The 19,816-nt window shown below is 60.9% G+C and carries 5 protein-coding genes; all 5 read left to right on the top strand.

Translation table 11 applies throughout. The features are described from left to right. The first annotated feature begins 55 nt into the window (after nt 1–55). The 5 genes from FHX76_RS07755 to FHX76_RS07735 all read left to right on the top strand — a co-directional run bounded on the left by FHX76_RS07755 (nt 56) and on the right by FHX76_RS07735 (nt 19,639). Nucleotides 56–4,618: a DUF7507 domain-containing protein gene (locus tag FHX76_RS07755; protein ID WP_167149522.1), complete on the top strand. Its 4,563-nt coding sequence runs from the start codon at nt 56–58 to the stop codon at nt 4,616–4,618. A gap of 297 nt (nt 4,619–4,915) precedes the next feature. Then, entirely contained in the window at nt 4,916–8,740 is a 3,825-nt protein-coding gene (locus FHX76_RS16710; RefSeq protein ID WP_167149520.1) for a DUF7507 domain-containing protein, read from the top strand. 250 nt (nt 8,741–8,990) lie between these two features. Beyond that, nucleotides 8,991–13,742, top strand: a complete 4,752-nt coding sequence (locus FHX76_RS07745; protein ID WP_167149518.1) for a DUF7507 domain-containing protein — start codon at nt 8,991–8,993, stop codon at nt 13,740–13,742. Nucleotides 13,743–13,893: 151 nt separating this feature from the next. Further along, nucleotides 13,894–18,453 carry an SdrD B-like domain-containing protein gene (locus FHX76_RS07740; protein WP_167149516.1) on the top strand — a complete coding sequence of 1,520 codons (4,560 nt, stop codon included), beginning with the start codon at nt 13,894–13,896 and terminating at the stop codon, nt 18,451–18,453. Next, nucleotides 18,446–19,639, top strand: a complete 1,194-nt coding sequence (locus FHX76_RS07735; RefSeq protein WP_167149514.1) for a sigma-70 family RNA polymerase sigma factor — start codon at nt 18,446–18,448, stop codon at nt 19,637–19,639. The genes FHX76_RS07740 and FHX76_RS07735 overlap by 8 nt, the downstream gene beginning before the upstream one ends. Nucleotides 19,640–19,816 lie beyond the last annotated feature (177 nt).

The following is a 19,816-nucleotide window of genomic DNA, read 5'->3' as shown; positions in this document are numbered from 1 at the left end:
GTACAAATTCACATCGGGGGGAAGTAACACAGTGTTTTTTGCGACGCAAAAACGAATGCGCAGGATCGCCGCGCTCGGGGCCGGCGTAGCCGTGCTCGCGGGGCTGGCAATTCCATCAGTCGCCCAGGCAGCGGATCCGGAGCTCGCCTACGACCTCGCCATCGGCTCGGTCACAACCGGCTCTGGCAACTTTGACGCGGACGACGGACCCGGCAACGACTCGGGGCCAACGAATAACATCGTGCGCTCGTTCGACTCGGTCACCTACGAACTTGATGCTTCGGTGAACACCACAGTTGGGGCTACGGGGGTTGCGAGTAACTCGACCTTCACCTTCACCCTTCCTGTTGGGATGACCTGGAACACGCTTCCTGGAACCTGTTTGGCGACGGGGACTCCCGCCTCGTCCATCAGCTCAGACGGACGCACCGCGGTGTGTAACATCGGGGACATCCCGATCGGTTCGGCTCGCACCATTGCGCTCAGCGCTTCTGTTGCAAACCTGCCAAACCAGACGCCGCTCGACTTTGCGCCGGATGCCGTGAGCTTTGCAACGGATAACGTGACAACGCCAGCGGTGTCGGTTACCCCCGACTCGCTTGTGAGCTCAGGTGCGCCCAACGTCAACATGACGAAGCTGCTGCCCTACGTGGCCAAGAACCAACTTGGACCAGATGGGGTAACTCGCGGCTGGCTCTTGCAGTACGGCGTGACCTTCTCGATTCCCGACCTGCAAGGGAAGGGTCGCAAGGGATACCTGACGCCAACCGGTCCGATTAGCTTCACCGACGACTTCTCGCAGATCAGCCCAAACGCGCAGTTTGTGCGGGTCGAGACCGGTGCGGTGACGAACCACCAGGAACTCCCGCAGTTCAGCACTGCGAACTTGAACCTGCCGAACGCCATTAATAATGGTGGCGTCTGGACGGCAACCCCGGATCAGGCCAATCAAAAGGTGACGGTAACCGTGACAGGTGCCGACCTGACGGCCAATCACATCCCAACCGTCAGCCGTGGTGGCCAAGCGATCACCGATAAGGGCTACCTGACGTTTGGTAAAGTTGTCATCTTTGTTCCGCTGACCGATGTCCCCGTTGACGAAAATGGCGAGGGAACGCTGTCCATCAGCAACCTGGTCACGGATTTTGCGCCAACCGGCCCACAGGCTGACGGTTCGACCGTGCCAAACGTTGGTGAGAATCCGGCTGACAACCGTCAGACGCAGGACCTCATTCGCCAGGCAAACGGAGAGTTCTCCAAGCGGTTTGCGGACGTCATCAATAGCTCGAACACCCCGTACCTCGTAGAGGGTATGGTCACTGACCGTTCCGGAAACGGAACCCTGACGCAGGGCCAGCAGGTTCAGAGCTTCATGAGCCTGACAAACACCTCGTCAGACGGGGAATACTCGGCGGCTACCGTCTGCGATATGTGGGACTCCAGATACCTCAACCTTGCCAAATACTCGGTAACGCCTGCTGCGCGCTGGGAAAACCCCAACGGAAACCCAACAAGCGCAACGGGCCCTGCCGCGGCCAGAGGACATTTTGAATACCTCACCGGATTCACCCTCACAGGAACCGATGCCCAGCGCTGGCAGCAGATGCGGTCCTTCTCGTGCGCCGACGGCGCCGGAACCTGGACAACCCAGGCGGATGCGCTTGCGAACCCCTCCTTTGACCTCACCCAGGTGACCGCCGTTCGCTTTGTGGCCGACCAGCCAATCCCCGCAGGGGAAACCGCGACGATGCTCGTGAACCTCGAAGCAAAAACAGCGATTCCCGAGGGGCAGATTGTTGCAAATATGGCTGGTTGGTCAGCACCTGAAATTGGGAATGGCGTCTACCATTTCCCCAATTACGTGCCGGAGACCGGGAAGACTGCCAGCGGCTTTACCCCGAGCGCAGGTGACCGGCTCACGGCAGTTCGGGCTCCGCTCGCGCTGACCAAATCGGTGACCGATCCCGTAGCGACGACGCCGCGCGTTGTCGCAGGTGGTGCAGCACAGTTCACGATCACACCATCGTTCCGTACCGTTGGTCGACCTGGACCGTTCACAGCGACCGACGTCACGGTGACCGACCGAATCCCTGCGGGGATGTCGCTTGTGTTAGATGCTGGCAACGTTGACGGCCAGGCCGTGACGCCACCAAATTTCGCTCCGACCTCAGTCACGGTGCTTCCCGACGGAACGACCGAAGTTGTGTGGACGTTTGACGAGCTGTCGACTGGCAACCTGCCGTCTATTGTGTATTGGGTCCAGACGGAGTCGACGAGCCGCGGCGATTTTGTGAATACCGCGATCATCCGCTCTCCTGACGACTCTCAGTCGCCGGATGTGACTGACGTTGCTGCCTCACCAACGGATCCCCACCGCTCATCCGCAAACCTTGGTATTGACGGTGTGGCCGGTATCGCCGTGAGCAAGACCGTGCTCAACCCGTTCATCTCGGCCGGAGACGATTTCTCATTTGAGATCACCACAGCGAACGGTTCGCAGGCGGTGACGCAGACCGGTTCGACGGTCATTGACGTCTTCCCATTCATCGGTGATGGCGCTGCAGGAACGGTAAGTCGTGTTCCTGCGACGGACAACGGTTCGCAGTTCACCCTTGCCGGTGAGCCAACGGTTCCTGCCGGTGCGACCGTGGACTACACGACTGACCCGTCGGCCACGGTGCAGGCGTCACAGACGATTGGTTCTGGTCAGGGCCCAACCTTTGGCGCTGGCGTAACGTGGCAGTCGTTTGCCGCGGTGCAGACGCATCTTGAGGATGTCACCGCAATTCGGGTGCACCTGCCAGACATGCCGCCGGTGTCGACTCAGAAGTTCCGGTACACCCTCACTCATCTCGACGGTGTTGAGGGCGGTTACTTCGCCAACAACGCAACGTTCCGCACCACCCCTGCAGCGCTCGGTGTTGTCTCAAACACCGTAACCACCAGGATGCTGCCAGAGCAGCCGTCGATTACGTTGAATAAGAGCGCCTCGACGCCTGCTGACGGCGAGCAGTTTGAGGTTGGCGAGACCGTGAACTACCAGTTTGTGGTCACAAATACCGGGGTCGTTCCGCTCACAGGAGTGACCGTTGATGAGAGCAGTTTTGTGAACGGCGCCGGCGATCCGCTTTCGCTGACCACCCCAATAACCGTGACCGACCCGAGCGACTTTGACGGCACCCTTGCGCCGGGTGAGAGCGCAACCTTCGAAGCCTCATACCTCGTGACGCAGGCCGATGAGGATGCTGGCGGTCAGCTGACGAACGTTGCGACCACATCCGGCAACCCGCCGACTGGCGCCCCTGTGACAGACGAGAGCGACGTTTCCGTCAGCATGGGCGACCCCAACCCAGGGATTTCGCTCATCAAGCGGGCCGAAACGGAGCCAGCGAACGGAACCGGTTTTGTCGTTGGTGAAACGCTTGAATACTCCTTCACCGTTCGCAACGAAGGAAACGTCACGCTCAGCGATGTGACCGTTGCCGAGGGCGACTTCACAAACGGTGCTGGTGACAGCCTCCAGCTGGACAGCGGCCCGACCGCGCCTGCTGGCTTCACCGGGCAGCTGAGCCCAGGCGAGCAGGTGGTGTTCACCGGAACGTACACCTTTACCCAGGCGGATATTGACGCCGCCGGCGTGATCACCAATAACGCAACGGCAAGCGGTACCGACCCGTTCGGCACCGATGTTGACGATGACGACACCGTCACGACAAGTACCGGAACAGCGGTGTCCGCCATCGAGCTGGTCAAGAGCGCTTCGGCCGCGCCAAACGGTCTTGCGTTCCAGCCTGGTGAGACGGTGACGTATACGTTTGTCGCGACAAACACGGGGGCAGTGACGCTGCACGACGTGACGTTGGACGAGCTGAGCTTCACAAACGGTGCCGGAAGCGAGCTGACGCTCACCGACGGCCCAACCGCGTCCGACCCGAGCGACTTTGACGGGACCCTGGCCGTTGGAGACAGCGTGACCTACACCGCGACGTATCTCGTGACCAAGGCCGATGTGGCCGCTGGTGGCAGCATCGCGAACAGCGCGCTCGTGACTGGAACTCCGACGGTTGGTGTCCCCGTGACTGATGAGAGCGACGTTGCGGTCAATATCGACGATCCTGCGCCTGCGTTGAGTTTGGCGAAGACGGTGACAAATGTGCCGGTTGGTGGGTCGTTTGCTGTTGGGGATACCGTGAATTATGCCTTTACGGTGCGCAACGTTGGCAACATGCCGTTGAACGGTGTGGCGGTCAATGAGAAGTCGTTTACGAATGAGGCTGGTCAGCAGTTGTCGTTGACGAGTGGCCCGACGGCTGCTGATGGTTTCAGTGGGTCGTTGGCTCCTGGTGAGCAGACGGTCTTTACGGGAACGTATGTGGTGACCGCTGCGGATCGTGGTGGCAATTTGAGTAATACTGCTGTTGCTTCTGGTGAGACGGTGAGTGGTGATTCGGTTGTTGCTGAGTCGTCTGTGCTTGCTCCTGTGGTTGCTGGTGCTGCTCCTGGTGGGTTGACGCTCACTGGTGTGTCGCTTGGTGGCATGGTTGCTGCGGTGTTGTTGCTGATGGTTGCTGGTGGGTTGCTGCTGCTTCGTCGTCGGAGGGTTGCTGCTTCGTCGTAGCGGTGTGTGAGTGGGTGCCCTCGTCCTTGCGTGTTTGCTTGGGGCGGGGGCATCCCCATATCCACGGCCGCCGATAGACCGTTGACGCCCTCCCATTACGGGAGTCGGTCAGATTTGTCGGACTCCACAAAACCGACTCGTGTGCGTCGTCGTTTGCGACGAAATGTTTAGGTTGCACGGCAACTTTTAAGCTAGGGCAGTTACTCTAAAGCTCGCTCAATCAAACCTTGGGGGTCAACGCGCTGCAGGACAGTTGCGTATGGATTGAGCATCTACATCAATGGGGGGATTCAAATCGTGTCTTTCGCGACCAAAAAACATATTCGACGTCTTGCGGCGTTAGGAACGGGGCTTGCCGTTTTGGCGGGTCTTGCGATTCCAACCAGCGCTCAAGCTGCCGATCCGGAGCTCGCCTACGAACTCGCCATCGGCTCGGTTGCAACCGGCTCTGGCAACTTCGACGCCGACGACGGACCAGGCAACGACTCTGGGCCAACGAATACTATTGTGCGCTCGTTCGACTCTGTCACGTACGAGCTTGAGGCATCGGTGAACACCACCGTTGGCGCAACGGGAGTTGCCAGCAACTCGACCTTTACCTTCACCCTTCCGGTGGGGCTTACCTGGAACACGCTTCCCGGAACGTGTGTGACCACCGGCACCCCGGCCTCAGGCATCAGCGCTGACGGTCGCACCGCGACGTGTAACATCGGCGACATTCCAATTGGATCGTCGCGAAGCATTGCGCTGAGCGCAGTCGCGGCAAACCTGCCAAATGGGACGCCTCTGGACTTTGCTCCGGATGCCGTGAGCTTTTCGACGGATAACGTGACGACGCCTGCCGTGACGCTTACCCCTGATTCGCTCATCAGCTCTGGCGCACCCAACATCAATATGACCAAGCTCGTGCCGTTTGTGGCCAAAAATCAGCTTGGCCCCGACGGGGTAACCCGCGGCTGGATGCTGGAATACGGCGTGACCTTTTCCATCCCAGATCTGCAGGGCAAAGGGCGAAAGGGCTACCTTGAGCCAACTGGCCCGCTCACCTTTACCGATGACTTCTCGCAGATCAGCCCAAACGCACAGTTTGTGAAGGTTGAAACCGGCGCGGTCACGAACCACCGTGAGCTTCCGCAGTTCAGCACGGCGGGCCTCAACCTGCCAAACGCCATTAACAACGGTGGTGTGTGGACGGCAACACCCGATCAGGCAAACCAGAAGGTAACGGTCACCATCACCGGTGCAGACCTGACGGCAAACCACATCCCAACACTCAACCGGGGCGACTTGCCGATCGTTGATAAGGGATATTTGACCTTCGGAAAGGTGTTCATCTTTGTGCCACTCACCGACGTAGCTGTTGACGCGAACGGTGAGGGCAGCCTCCCCATCAGCAACCTGGTGACCGATTTTGCACCGACCGGCCCACATTTTGACGGATCAACCGTTGCCAACGTGGGCGAGAACCCCGCCGATAACCGCCAGAATCAGGACCTGATTCGACAGGCAGCTGGCGAGTTCACCAAGAACTTTGCCGACGTGATCAACAGTTCAAACACGCCGTTCCTCGTTGACGGAATGATCACCGACCGCTCTGGAAACGGAACCCTCACGCAGGGTCAGCAGGTGCAGAGCATGATCACACTGAATAACACGTCTTCAGACGGGCAATTCAGTGCGGCAACCGTGTGTGATATGTGGGATTCGAAGTATTTGAGCCTGGCGAAATACAATGAAAAACTCCGTGTGAGCTGGGGGAACCCTGACGGTAACCCGACCAGCGCGACCGGTGAGGCCGCTGGAAAAGGTCATTTTGAATACCTGACCGGCTACACCCTGTCCGGAACCGATGCAGAGCGTTGGCAGCTGATTCGGACCTTCACCTGTGCTGATGCCGCTGGAACCTGGACGACCCAGGACGCAGCGCTTGCCGACCCATCGTTTGATCTTGGTGCCGTGAGCGCCGTGCGCTGGGTAGCTGACCAGCCGATCCCCGCAGGTGAGCTCGTTGTCATGCTGGTGAACCTTGAGGCCAAAACCGCGATTCCCGAGGGACAAATCGTAGCTAACATGGCCGGCTGGAAAGTACCGGAGTTAAAAGCTGGGGCGTACCAAGCTCCGAACTATATTCCTGAGACGGGGCGGATGGCCTCTGGCGCTCTGCCCAAGACCGGGGACCGTCTGATCGCCGTTCAGGCTCCGCTCGCGCTGTCGAAGGCGGTCACCAGCCCGTCAACGGTAGCCCCGCGTGTGGCCGCCGGTGCCGCCGCGCAGTTTACGATCACCCCGACCTTCCGCACCGTTGGCCGTCCCGGCCCCTTCACCGCACACGATGTCACGGTGACCGACCGCATTCCGGCCGGTCTGTCGATGCTGCTTGACGATGGCAACGTTGACGGCCAGGCCGTGACCGCGCCAAACTTTACGCCAACCTCGGTAACGGTGCTGCCCGACGGCACCACCGAAGTGGTCTGGACCTTTGACGAGATGTCGACCGGTAACCTGCCGACGATTGTGTACTGGGTGCAGGCCGACTCGACGAGCCGCGGCGACTTTGTGAATACTGCCATCATCCGCTCGCCAGACGACTCGCAGTCGCCTGCCGTGACGGACTTCGCGGCGTCAACAACCGACCCGCACCGCTCATCCGCGAACATCGGGGTTGACGGTGTTGCCGGAATCGCTGTGAGCAAGACCGTGCTGAACCCGTTTATCTCGGCTGGCGAGGACTTTTCGTTTGAGATCACCACGGCAAACGGTTCGCAATCGGTGACCCAAACTGGCTCGACCGTGATCGATGTGTTCCCCTTTATTGGGGACGGCGCTGCTGGAACGGTGAGCCGTGTTCCCGCAACGGATAATGGATCGAAGTTCACCCTTGCCGGTGAGCCGACGGTGCCTGCCGGAGCGACGGTTGACTATTCAACTGACCCTTCTGCCGCAGTGCAGGCTTCGCAGACCATCGGCTCTGGCCAGGGCTCAAGCTTTGGTGCAGCCGTGACTTGGCAGTCGTTTGCGGCCGTGCAGTCGCACCTTCAGGATGTCACCGCGATTCGGGTGCACTTGCCAGATATGGCCCCGGTAACGACTGAGAAGTTCCGGTACACCCTCACCCACCTTTCGGGGCTTGAGGGTGGATACTTCGCCAATAACGCAACGTTCCGTACCGCTCCATCCGCACTCGGCGTGGTTTCAAACACCGTGACCACGCGCATGGTGTCTGAGGTTCCAGAGGTGCCGTCGATCGCGCTTGTCAAGAGTGCCTCGGCTCCGGCCAATGGCGAACAGTTTGCAGTTGGTGAAACCGTGAACTACCAGTTCGTTGCGACCAACGACGGCGATGTTCCGCTGACCGACGTGACGGTTGACGAGAGCAGCTTTGTGAACGGGGCAGGGGACCAGCTTGCCTTGAGCACGCCGATCACGTTGAGCGACCCTACCGACTTCGACGGCACGCTTGCGCCGGGCGAGAGCGTGACCTTCGGCGCGACCTACGTGGTCACGCAGGCCGACGCTGACGCCGGTGGTCAACTGACCAACGTTGCAACCACCTCTGGTAACCCGCCAACGGGTTCGCCGGTGAGCGACGACAGCGACGTATCGGTGAACATGGGTGATCCTGCGCCTGCGTTGAGTTTGGCGAAGACGGTGACAAATGTGCCGGTTGGTGGGTCGTTTGCTGTTGGGGATACCGTGAATTATGCCTTTACGGTGCGCAACGTTGGCAACATGCCGTTGAACGGTGTGGCGGTCAATGAGAAGTCGTTTACGAATGAGGCTGGTCAGCAGTTGTCGTTGACGAGTGGCCCGACGGCTGCTGATGGTTTCAGTGGGTCGTTGGCTCCTGGTGAGCAGACGGTCTTTACGGGAACGTATGTGGTGACCGCTGCGGATCGTGGTGGCAATTTGAGTAATACTGCTGTTGCTTCTGGTGAGACGGTGAGTGGTGATTCGGTTGTTGCTGAGTCGTCTGTGCTTGCTCCTGTGGTTGCTGGTGCTGCTCCTGGTGGGTTGACGCTCACTGGTGTGTCGCTTGGTGGCATGGTTGCTGCGGTGTTGTTGCTGATGGTTGCTGGTGGGTTGCTGCTGCTTCGTCGTCGGAGGGTTGCTGCTTCGTCGTAGCGGTGTGTGAGTGGGTGCCCTCGTCCTTGCGTGTTTGCTTGGGGCGGGGGCATCCCCATATCCACGGGTCGGTTTTGGGCTTACCGTCCCGACAGAACCCTCGTCCTGAGGAAGAAGAAAAAGCGAAAAATCGTCAGCATCTTTCGTAATTGAGCGTTAACGAATCAGTCGTAACCCTGTGAAGCCACCCCTCGGGCAAGAATCACGTGCGCGTGTGGGACGGTCCATACAGATGATTCTAGGAGTTCGATTGGTTCAGGAAACCTTGCGACCACCCCGGCGGTTTAATCCGCTCAGGGGTCTTTCAGTCGCTATTATCGCCGCGCTTGCTATGGGGGCAAGCGTTGGCACAGCATCCGTGGCGCAGGCCGCCAACGGTGTTGACATTACGTTGTCGGTGCTTGCCGACGGAAGCCCGGCATGGGACGACCTTGACACGGATGCGAACGGACAGACTAACGGTATTGTTCGCACCAACGATACCGTTTCGTATAACTGGGGAATCCGCACGGGTAACCAGCCGGTCAATAACGTTCAGTTCGAGCAGCGACTTCCCGCCGGTATGACGTGGGATTCCGGCATGGCAAATGCCGACTGTGCGATCACGGAAGCCGGCGCGATGCTGACGTGTGTGCTCGACCTTGGGGCCGATGCGTCAAGCTCGTACACCGTTATCGCCAATGTGAGTAACACGGCTCCTCGCGGCACGGTGCTCACAACCTCGCTCACCACAACGCTTGAGGATTCAACCGTCGAGACAACACCGACGGTCTCAACGACGGTTGTTGCGCAGCCCCGCGTTGACCTGATGATTCCTGCCGTGGCAGGTATTGGCGCGAGCACCTCGCCAGAAGGTGTTGACGGATACGTCTACGCCATCTACACCGGCGTCGTCTCCAACAACACAAATAAGGCAAAAGGCAACGAGCCTATCGAATCCGATTTCTCGTTCCAGCAGTACGCGGACGAGATTTCGTCAAACGCGCGTCTCTGGAGCTGGGGCTCGAGCGCCTGTGGCGTGAACGGTCAGGGACAGCAGACAAACGGACTGCCATACGGACGCACCGGAATAACCGGCGCGGCAACGGCCCTGAACTCTGCGACAAACAGTGGAACCTGGACCTGCTCGCAGGCCGCTCCCGGAGACCCCATTACCGTTTCGGTAACGGGCGCAGACACCTCCGTGACGAGCCAGCCACAGAAGACAATCGGTGGATCCGATATTTCTTCAGAGCGTGGGTACATTGCAGCCGGATACGTCGCGGTGTGGCTTCCCCTCAGCGATCTTCAGCCGACTGGCGAGAAGATCATTAAAATGCGTATCGGTGGCTTTGACCCGAACTCGATCAGTGGACAGTCAAACTACGGCGTCAACTTCGAACAGGGAAGCGAACCCGGATTTGTACCGTGTAGCAACACGCCTGCGGGCGCGTACGCAACGGTTGGAAACGACAACTGTTACACCGTTCGCCTGACCGCGCGTGCCGGACAGAGTGACATCGGTTTTGTACGTAATCCGACGCTTGATACGACCTCCGCAAACATGGTGAACGCACAGGCAAAATACCAATCGGGTGAGGGTGTCGTCGGAACGGACGAGACCTTCTACTTGCGTTCTGGCCTCGGGAACACCGGCGCAGCGCCGCTGACCAATGGCCAGCTGTGCCTCCGGATTGACCCGAGCCTGTTGATCTTTGACGAGACCCGGCCGTTTGTGCTGCTTTCTGGCGGCAACCCTCGCCCGCTGACGGAGGCCACGATTGAGTTCAGCTCGCAGAGTTACGCCTCCGAGGCCGAACTGCGTGGCAATCAGTGTGACGCCGGGCCGTGGGAATCCTCGATGGCCGCGGTAGCCGGTGGTGCAGAAGCCGTGACCACCGTGCGCGTGAGCTTCCACAACGACATTGCTCCCGGTGGATCGATGCGCTTCTTCCTTCCGATGAAGGCGCTGTCGAACCCGCCCGCAACGGTGTTGCCCGCTTACCTCGTTTCGAATTGGGATGGCCGCACCAACTGGGCAACAGGAACCTACGTTTCTGCAGATCACTCTGGTTATGGCGGTGACCGCGTGAACCAGGCGAGCTCGCTTGTCCGCACGTCTATCTCGTCACCAGGCGTCTCGAGCGCTGCTCCCGGTGCGCCGGTGAAGTTTGAAGTGGCTTCAACCCTGACCCTTTCGTCGCAGTCACCAACTGTCCACGACGTTCAGATCGTGGTGAACATTCCTTCCTGCCTCGAATACCTGTCTGGCTCGGCCATCGCGATTAACGGCGTAGACCCGGTATTTGTTGCGGCCGATCCCGGCCCAGACGGCGTCTCGTGCACCGCTGACGATGCCAATAACGTCTCCACCCTGACCTGGGTACTTGGCGACTGGCCAGTGGGTGACCCGCTGCCGGTACTGACATACGAGGCCCAGGTTCCGGTGAACGCTCCTGTTCCTGCGACCCTGCTCTCGTCAGCCGTGATCTCGTCGCCGGACGACTCCTCGCTTGAGTCATACCGAACCTCTACCTCGGGTATCGCGGTTAACGGCTTCAGCGAATTCGCCGTCGCCAAGCGTGCACCAGCCGAGATCGAGGTTGGCGACCCGGTTCCGTACCGACTGTCATGGGCAAACCGCCTCGCGGCACCGGTCGGCTCTGCCGAACTCGTCGACATTTTGCCAAACGCAGCCGATGGACGTGGAACCACCTTCACCGGTGACTTCACCTACCTCGAAACAACCGGCTCGCTTGGCGTTGAGTCACTGTGGTTTACCAACGCTCCTCTCGCGGACCTGCAGGCTGACCCGCACAGCGCAAGCATTGTGTGGAGTGCAACCCCGCTCGCCGACGCGACCGCAATCAAGGTGCGGACGATCCCCGTTGTCCCCGGTGGCTTTGGATACATCGACCTCAACTTTGACGCAGACAACTCGCTCAAGGGTGACCTGCTGAAGAACTCGATTGCGAGCACCAAGATCGAAGGCCTCTCGCTGATTATTGGCGAGGCTGGGCGCACGACGACCAAGGTCACGGCATCCTCGATCGGCAACATCGTGTGGAACGATGCCAACGCCAACGGCGTGCACGACAGCGGCGAAGCCGGGGTTCCCGGAATCACGATGGAACTCTCTGGCTACTCGTTTGGGCCTGACGGTGTTGACGACGGTGGCGCTGGTGACGACGAAGCCGTCTCGATGACCACCACAACGGATGCGCAGGGTGCCTATTCCTTCGACGGCCTGCACTCCGGCTCGTACTCCGTGACGATGACGGACGACCTCGCGGCGATGGGATGGCGTCTGACCGCCGATCCTGCGGCCAACCCGGTTCCCGTTCAGACCTTCGACCTCGGACTCGCGAGAAGCAGCGACCCGGTCAACGTCAACTTCGGTGTGCTCGAGGTGCTTCCCGTCCTGACGCTCGTCAAGAGCGAGACGGCATGGGCCGACAGCAACTCGAACACGCTGCGTGACGAGGGAGACGTACTCACGTACGGCTTCACCGTAACCAATACCGGAAACGACACCGTCACGGGCCTCGGGATCACCGACGTCCTTCCCGGTGTGAGCGCCGTGACCTGTGCGGCGACCACACTTGCTGCTGGGGCATCCACCACCTGCTCGGCCACCTACACCGTGACCGAGGCAGACCAGCTGGCGGAGACCCTCACCAACGAGGCAACGGCAAGCGCAACCGATGCACTCGGTCGCCCGGTTGATTCGAACCCTGCCGAGGTTACCGTTCCGCTTGACGCGGTCCGCACGATCTCGCTGGTCAAGACGGTTGAAAGCGTCGACACCGATGCCGATCAGCTTGTTGACGAGGGCAGCGTCATTCACTACCTCTTTACCGTCGAGAACACGGGAAACACGAGGCTGCTGAATGTTGACCTGAGCGACGACCTCGCCGGTCTGAGCGCGCTGACCTGTGACACCGCCACGGGAGACCCAAGCATCGCAGAGCTCCTGCCAGGTGAGGGCTTCGAGTGCCGCGCGACCGTTGACGTCACGGTTGACGACGTGATGAACGGCTCGGTGGACAACACGGCTGAGGTCACGTCCGTTGACCCGAACGACGTTGTTGTTGCTGACGATGACTCCGTCACGGTCAACACGAACCTCATCCTCGGGCTTGACCTGAAGAAGGAGATCACCGGCATGAGCGATGAGGACGGCAACGGCCTCAACGACGCAGGCGACATCATCACCTACCAGCTGACGGTTCAGAACACGAGCAACGTTGAGCTCACCGATGTGGAGATCGTTGACAGCCTCAAGGGCCTCAGCGCGCTCGACTGCGACGTGACCGACGGTGTGCTTGCTGCCGGCGCAACCATGGTCTGTGAAGCCACCTACACGGTGACCGAGCAGGACGTGTACGCAGAGGAGATCGTGAATGACGCCTATGCGACTGGCAAGAACCCGTCTGGTGATGCCGTTGAGAGCCTTGAAGACACCGTCCTCCAGCCGCTCGACGCCCGGCCGTCGCTCGAACTGATCAAAACGATCGATGAGGTGACGGATGCTGACAGCGACGGATACGTTGACGCCGGCGACACTGTAACCTTCGGGTTTGACATCACAAACACAGGAAACCTGTCGATGCACGATGTTATTATTGATGACGGCTTGGAGGGGCTCTCTGCAATTACCTGCAAAGACTCTCTGGCGACGATTGCGCCGGGTGACACCGTTCACTGCACCGCAACGTACGTCATCACCGAGGGGGATGAACAAGCTCGCGAGGTCATCAACACCGCTTTTGCGACCGGTCACCCGGTCGACGCAGCAAATCCGCTGGTGACAAGTGCAACGTCCACGGTTGTTCAGGCCGTTGAGAAAGCACCGGTTGAGGCTATCGTTCCTCCGCAGAAGCCTGCGGATGAGCAGAGCAAACCTGGCGGTCTTGTAGTCACCGGAACCGAGTTCGGCTGGGGTGCGCTTGGCGGCGCGCTGCTGCTGATCCTCGGAGCCGGAATGATGATCAGGCGACGCAAATCAGTTGACCTGAGCTAGGCCAACTGGCGTCGTAGCCGACCGCGGCAGCACAGAACTGTGCTGCCGCGGTCACAACACGTTTGATGCGGTATCTGCTGGGGAGCGGATGCTGTGGGGGATTTCTCTGCGCAGGGGGCGCGGAGTTACAAGGGGATTAGGGAACACCTGAATGTTAAGACGTCACCGCCGGGAGCGGTTTTTTGGGGCAACACTTGCCGGGCTTGTCCTGCTTGCTGGACTGCCGATGACGGCCGTTGAACCGGCATCGGCAACAGATGCGCAGCCAGATCCGACGACGGATATCTCGGACGTCCAACTTCAACTTGGCACATACGCGGGCTCGCCAGAAGCCGGAGCAAACGGCCTCCAGACGGGCACGCTGCCGCTTGCCGACCCCGGCGCAGACTGCCCTGCTGTCGCCGCGGGGAACGACTGCGCCACCGACGACGCGCGTGTGCTCACCAACGATGTGTCATCCGCATTTTTCGCCGTTTCAATTGCAAAGGAATCCGGGCAAGAAGCAATCACCGTCATCGAGGACGCGGTTGTAGAAGCGACGCTCGTTCAGCGCGGTGGCGCGGAGGTCAGATTTGTGACGCTGCCGCAGACCGGACTTCCTGCGGCATGCGAGACGGGGCGTGTGCCAGCATCCAGTATTACAACGGATGCGGACGGCACCTCCGTGCTGGTTTGCAATATCGGCAGGGTCGAGAGCAGCGGCGTTCGGGCGGTTCCGCTCGATGTGGTTGCGACGGGAAACTCCGCAAACGGTTCGACGTATGAGCTGACGGGGGTGGCCTCCTCCGACGGCGCCGCGACAAGCGAGTCGGTAGCGTTTGGCCCAGTTGAGGTGTCTGCGACGCCTCGGTTTGACCTCGTAAACGGTGGAACCCCCGGCGGCGTTGCCGACGATGCCGGGCGTGCCTACGTCGTCAACCCGGTCACAGGGGAGACTGAGGCCGCCATCGTAGTGAACTATTCCGCGGCGATCGAGGCTCCAGACGGGGTAAAAGGAATGGCCTCGATCGGATCGACCGCACGTTTTGGTGTGAGCATCGACCAACGCCTCGCGACTTTCGGCGCTGCGCCTGTTGAATGTAAGGCGATGGACGACTACTGGGCGGGGCGTTGGAAAGTGCCAGGTCGAGCGTCCGGCACTAACCCGCCAAGCGAGAACCGGTTCGAGTCTGGGTCGTTCGTATGCGATCCGACCGCATACGATCCGGCTACCGGCTACTTTTCCGTCGCGCTGGAGGGGCTCGATACGTCCGGACAACACGTTCCGTCAACGGCGATCAACGGCCAGAGCCTCGGCGGGGCCACGCTGGTTGCTCTTGGCCGAATCGCTATCAGCTACCCGATTTCGGCCGTGCTCAAAGCAAACGAGGCGCGAAACCCAGACGGCAGCCTGTGGGAGAACGGGGACCCGATCGTTGCTGGCACCTACTCTGTGTCAAGCTGCTTCACCGATTTTGAGCCGACCAGCCGTGACGGTCAACACAATTACGCTGGCGAGTTTGAGCCAGGCTGGGACGGCGTGGACCCGAGCGGCGAGAATTGCCGCAGCTTTCCGCTCATCATTGATGCGAGGGGCATCGCGTCGACACTTTATGGCAAGGTTCCGGCGTCGGGTGACCCGCTTGCCGGGGACGCCTACGGCTCCCCGCATCCAGAGAACACGTCCGGTCGCCCGCTCGTCCCAACCGGTGTTGTTGCACGTCACGATGGGGCCGGCATGACAACGCCAGGCGAGGCCCAGTACGGCTACCTGTCTATTAACAACGCGCACGGCGTGCTCCCGCTTGAGCAAGCGCAGGCCTGCGCCGTGTGGGATAACTCGCAGCAGGTCCTGACGCCGTACACAACGGGCGCGTCTGCCGGGCAATTTGTTTCGCTGAGCCTCAAGCTGGCGACGGTCGTGAAACCGCTGACGGGCTTTGACCCTGCAAGTCAGGGCATCGAGGTGACCTACGGGCGACTCGTTGGCGGAGGCTCGTGGGCGCAAGACGTCTTGCAGTCGTTGGATGCAACATCTCATCGCTATCGTGGCGACTGGAGCGCGCAGCGCAGCACGGCAAACGACTGTGGCCGTGCAGCTGCGGCCAGCGGCCTGCTGGAGTTCAGCGCAGATCCGGTCGCCGACGGTTGGAACGTTGACGACATCCTCATGGTTCGGTTGACGGCCCCAGACGCCACGCTCGACCCTGCCCAGAGCATCACTATTCGCCCAAAGCTAGAGACCCGCGAGACGTTTTACGGCGGCCCACATGACGGCGCAACGATTCCAAGCGGATCGGTTATCGCCCTGTTCAGCGGCCAAGGGTGGGACAACGGGTACACCAAACCACTCAACTACAACCCAAACCAGCCCTTGGTCTCCTCAGAGCAGGGCGACCGGATGACCGTGCAGCACGCTATTGCCCACCTTGAGGTCAAGGCCGACGCGGATGCCGATTCGCTCGTGGACGCTGGCCGCGAACTCGCTTGGACCCTCACGCCGAGCTTTGCCCCAAACCCCGTCGGCGAGGCCGTGCGCGGGGCGACCGTCGTCGCGACGCTCCCCGACGGACTGCTTGTGGATGCTGCGTGCGCCGCTTGGCAGGAAAACGCGCCGGTTGTTGGCCAGGATGCGGCGGGGCTCACAACCGTTACCTGGAGCCTTGGCGACCTTGCCGATGCCTCCGGTCTTCCGAAGTTGTCGCTCTGCACCACCGTTTCCCATCTTGTTGCGGCCGGTACGACGCTTTCGGTTACGGCCGAGTTGCGTGCCGAGAACCTGCTCTTCACCCCGTCCATGAACGCCGGCAGCGATTCGATCGCCGTGTTTGCAACGGAGGGCCTTCGTACTGAGCTCAGCGTTGGGACGACGATCGAGCAGAAGGACAGCCCACAACAGTGGAATCTGCGCTGGGCCAACACCTCAAGCCGCACCAGCATCGCGGCACCGGATGTACTCTTTGTGCTGCCCGCACCTGGTGACGCCAACGGCTCGCAGTTTGCCGGAACCGTTGGGCTTGGTGATTGGCTTGCCGCCCCGACGGTAGAGGCGACCGGAGCAACGGTCGCGGGTCAGTGGCTCTACACCTCGGCGGCCCCCGCAGCGGTCTTGGGAAAGAGCACCTCGCGGGCTGCGTCGGCAGGAGTGACCTGGTGCACGGCAGCCGAGGTAGGCGACAACTGCCCCGCCTCGCTCGCATCCGTTACCGCCGCTCGCTTTGTGCAGACGGATTCGCTCGCCGCGGCCTCAGTGGTGCTCGCAACCGTTGGTATCCTCCCGGTCGGCAGTGGCGCGGGAGACAGCTACGTGGCATCCTTTGGCGCGTGGTCGGCGACCTTCGGCGGCCAACAGGTTGTCTCAAACGCCGCCGTCACGAGGGTGCTCGGATTTACGCTTGGCGATCGTTTGTGGACGGATGTTGACCGCGACGGAACGTTCACCGCTGGTATCGACCGGCAGGGGCCAGCCGGCGTTCCGATCGAAATTCTTGCGGTTGGTGCCGGAGGCGAAGAAACCGTCGTGCAGACGGTGACAACCGATGCTGACGGGCGCTGGCACGCAAGCAATCTTGACTCCGGCACGTATGCGGCGAGGATTGTGGCCGACCGCTTTGGCAAGGGGATGCAGCTTGACGGCTTCGCCCCGTCGGCGGGCGCGCCGGATGCGTCGGGTGCGCTTCGGAGCGAGGACGTGGTCTTTGCCGCGACCAGAGTTGGGTCGACGCTTATTGGCAACGGCCCTGACGGCAACGGCTTCGCTAATAACAGCATGCACCTCGCTGTTGTCCCTGTTGGCACGCTCATCGTCTCGCAGCTGCTTGAGGGCGTCGGGGTTGACGCCGAGGCCACACTCACCAACGGCAGCCTGAGCACGTACCAGGTGTCTTGCCAGTTTCAGGGCGGCATCGTTGCTGACGAACCACTCACGGTTGCTGCTGCGGGAAGCGCGTCCGTGCTCAGCAGCCCCATCACCAATCTTCCTCTTGGCTCAGAATGCAGCATTAGCGGGGCAGCAGGTGCCGAACCGGTGCAGGTTGCGGTCGTCGAGAGCCCGGCCACCGACGAGTTTGCCGCGAACACCGTTGTTGCCTCGCTCACCCGGTATGTCGCTGCTGGCACTCTGAAGCTGACCCAGCGTGAGTTCGGGGGAGCCGCTGACCGTCAGCCAACGTCCGTGAATACCGTGGTTGTGACCTGTCAGCTCACGGAAACGCTTGCCAACGGTACGAGCGTCAACGCAACGCTCTACTCCGGTGCCGTGAAGATGGTTGGCAGCCAGACGAAGCAGATGGTCACGAACGAAGGGTCCCCAAGGGCACTCCCCGTTGGAACGCACTGCTTTGCGACGCCACGGGCCATGGATTCCGCCAGCGCCGTTGACTACAACAGCTATCGGGAGGCCGCGGTGGTGACCGAGGGGAACCCGGCCGAGCTGCAGCCCATCCGCGTCACAATTGAGCGAGACCTCCGAGTGGTGAGCGCAGGCACGGAGCTAAGCACGCAGGGCGGCGCGTCGAGTGGGAAGCAGCCAGAGGGTGCTTCCAAAGCCACCGGCAACAAACCGGGAATTGGGGCCAACGGCGGTACCCCAGCTGCCCTCGCGGTAACGGGCACATCAGGTGATGCAGGACGCGTCAGCTGGCTTGTGCTTGCGCTCGCCGGAATTGTCCTGCTGTTGCTGCGGTTGCCCGCCAGGCGGCATGCATCGCACGGGGGAGGCACCAATGCCTGATAACGCCCACCTTGACGATGACGGCACAACCGTGGATGTTGCCGCCCTCCGCCACGCTGAGCGAGTCGAGGGCGATCGGAGTGACGCGGAGCTGAGCAACGCCGTTCGAGAGGGGAATCTCGACGCCTACGCAACGCTCTACGCTCGTCACAACGAGGCCGCGCTTCGGCACGCGTATTACGTGACGGGAGACTCGCAGCAGGCCGAGGATCTTGTAGCCGAAGCCTTCGCGAGCATCCTGAGCACGCTGCAACGCGGCCTCGGGCCAAAGGAAACGTTTCGCGGATACCTGTTCACGACGATTTCGAATAAGTACCGAAGCCGAATCAACCACAATGACATGCAGCTGTTTGAGCATGCGGATGAGTATTTTGACGAGCTTGCGGTTGACGACGAAACCGAGCACATCGCCGAGGGAAACGTGCTGCATCGCGCGTTTCAATCACTGCCCGAAAAATGGCAGCGGGTGCTGTGGCTGAACGAGGTGGATGGCCTCAGCCCAGAAATTATCGGACGCCGGATGAACCTCAACTCGAACGCGGTGCTGCAACTTGCGTTTCGTGCTCGCGAGGGGCTCAGACTCGCCTATCTCGCCGAGCATATTGACGAGGCCGCGGCGGCCTCGTGTGCCAAGATTCGCCCAAAGCTCATCCGGTACGGGCGCGACCAGCGCATCGGCCCCCAGGATAAGCAGCGCGTTCAGGAGCACCTTGAGACCTGCGAAGACTGCAAGGCGGTGCTGTCGCAGCTCAAGGATGTTGGCCAACACATGCGCGGGATCGTCGCGCCGATCTTCTTGCTCGCCGCGCCGACGGGCCTCACCGCGTGGTTGTTTGGTGACGTTCCCGCGGCAAGCGCTGCGAGTCGTGTGCTCGCCCTGAAACTCGGCGGAATACTGAGTCAGAAGGCTGGCGTTGCGCTCATCGGTGCCGTGCTTATCGGAGCAACTGTCGCGATTGTGCTTGCGCTCGCGGGAGTCGGCTCTGGTGCGGACGATGGCCATGAGCGTCCGGTCGTACCGGAAACCACGTCGATCCCCGAGACGCCGGGCGCTGACGACCCAACGCCGGTTGAGCAGGGTGGGGAACAGGAAACCCCTTCGGCTCCTGGGCCGGTGCAGTCGGATGACCACGGCACGGATTCCCTCGACGGAGAAACCGAAGGCTGGGTAGTGGTCGACGAGTAGGTCGATTCCCTCGTGCGTGTCTCGTGAAATGCTCATCTTTTTGCCAGCCACGAACCCAGTTAGAAGTATGTTTTTGCGATAAACTGTTGTCGCGAGAACGTTTTTGGGGAACGCTCGTGGACTCATCTGAGCAGAAACTAATTCTGTTGTGCGCGTAAGCGACGTGTCAGTGGGTTG

This window comes from Lysinibacter cavernae, from assembly GCF_011758565.1.
In the GTDB taxonomy this organism is placed as follows: domain Bacteria; phylum Actinomycetota; class Actinomycetes; order Actinomycetales; family Microbacteriaceae; genus Lysinibacter; species Lysinibacter cavernae.
Note: the sequence above shows the minus strand (reverse complement) of the source record. Positions and strands in the feature narration are given on the sequence as shown.

What these genes read in the sequence shown, in the direction of transcription:
- FHX76_RS07735 (WP_167149514.1), top strand. Translation starts at nt 18,446, where the DNA reads ATGCCTGATAACGCCCACCTTGACGATGACGGCACAACCGTGGATGTT.
- FHX76_RS07755 (WP_167149522.1), top strand. Translation starts at nt 56, where the DNA reads ATGCGCAGGATCGCCGCGCTCGGGGCCGGCGTAGCCGTGCTCGCGGGG.
- FHX76_RS07740 (WP_167149516.1), top strand. Translation starts at nt 13,894, where the DNA reads ATGTTAAGACGTCACCGCCGGGAGCGGTTTTTTGGGGCAACACTTGCC.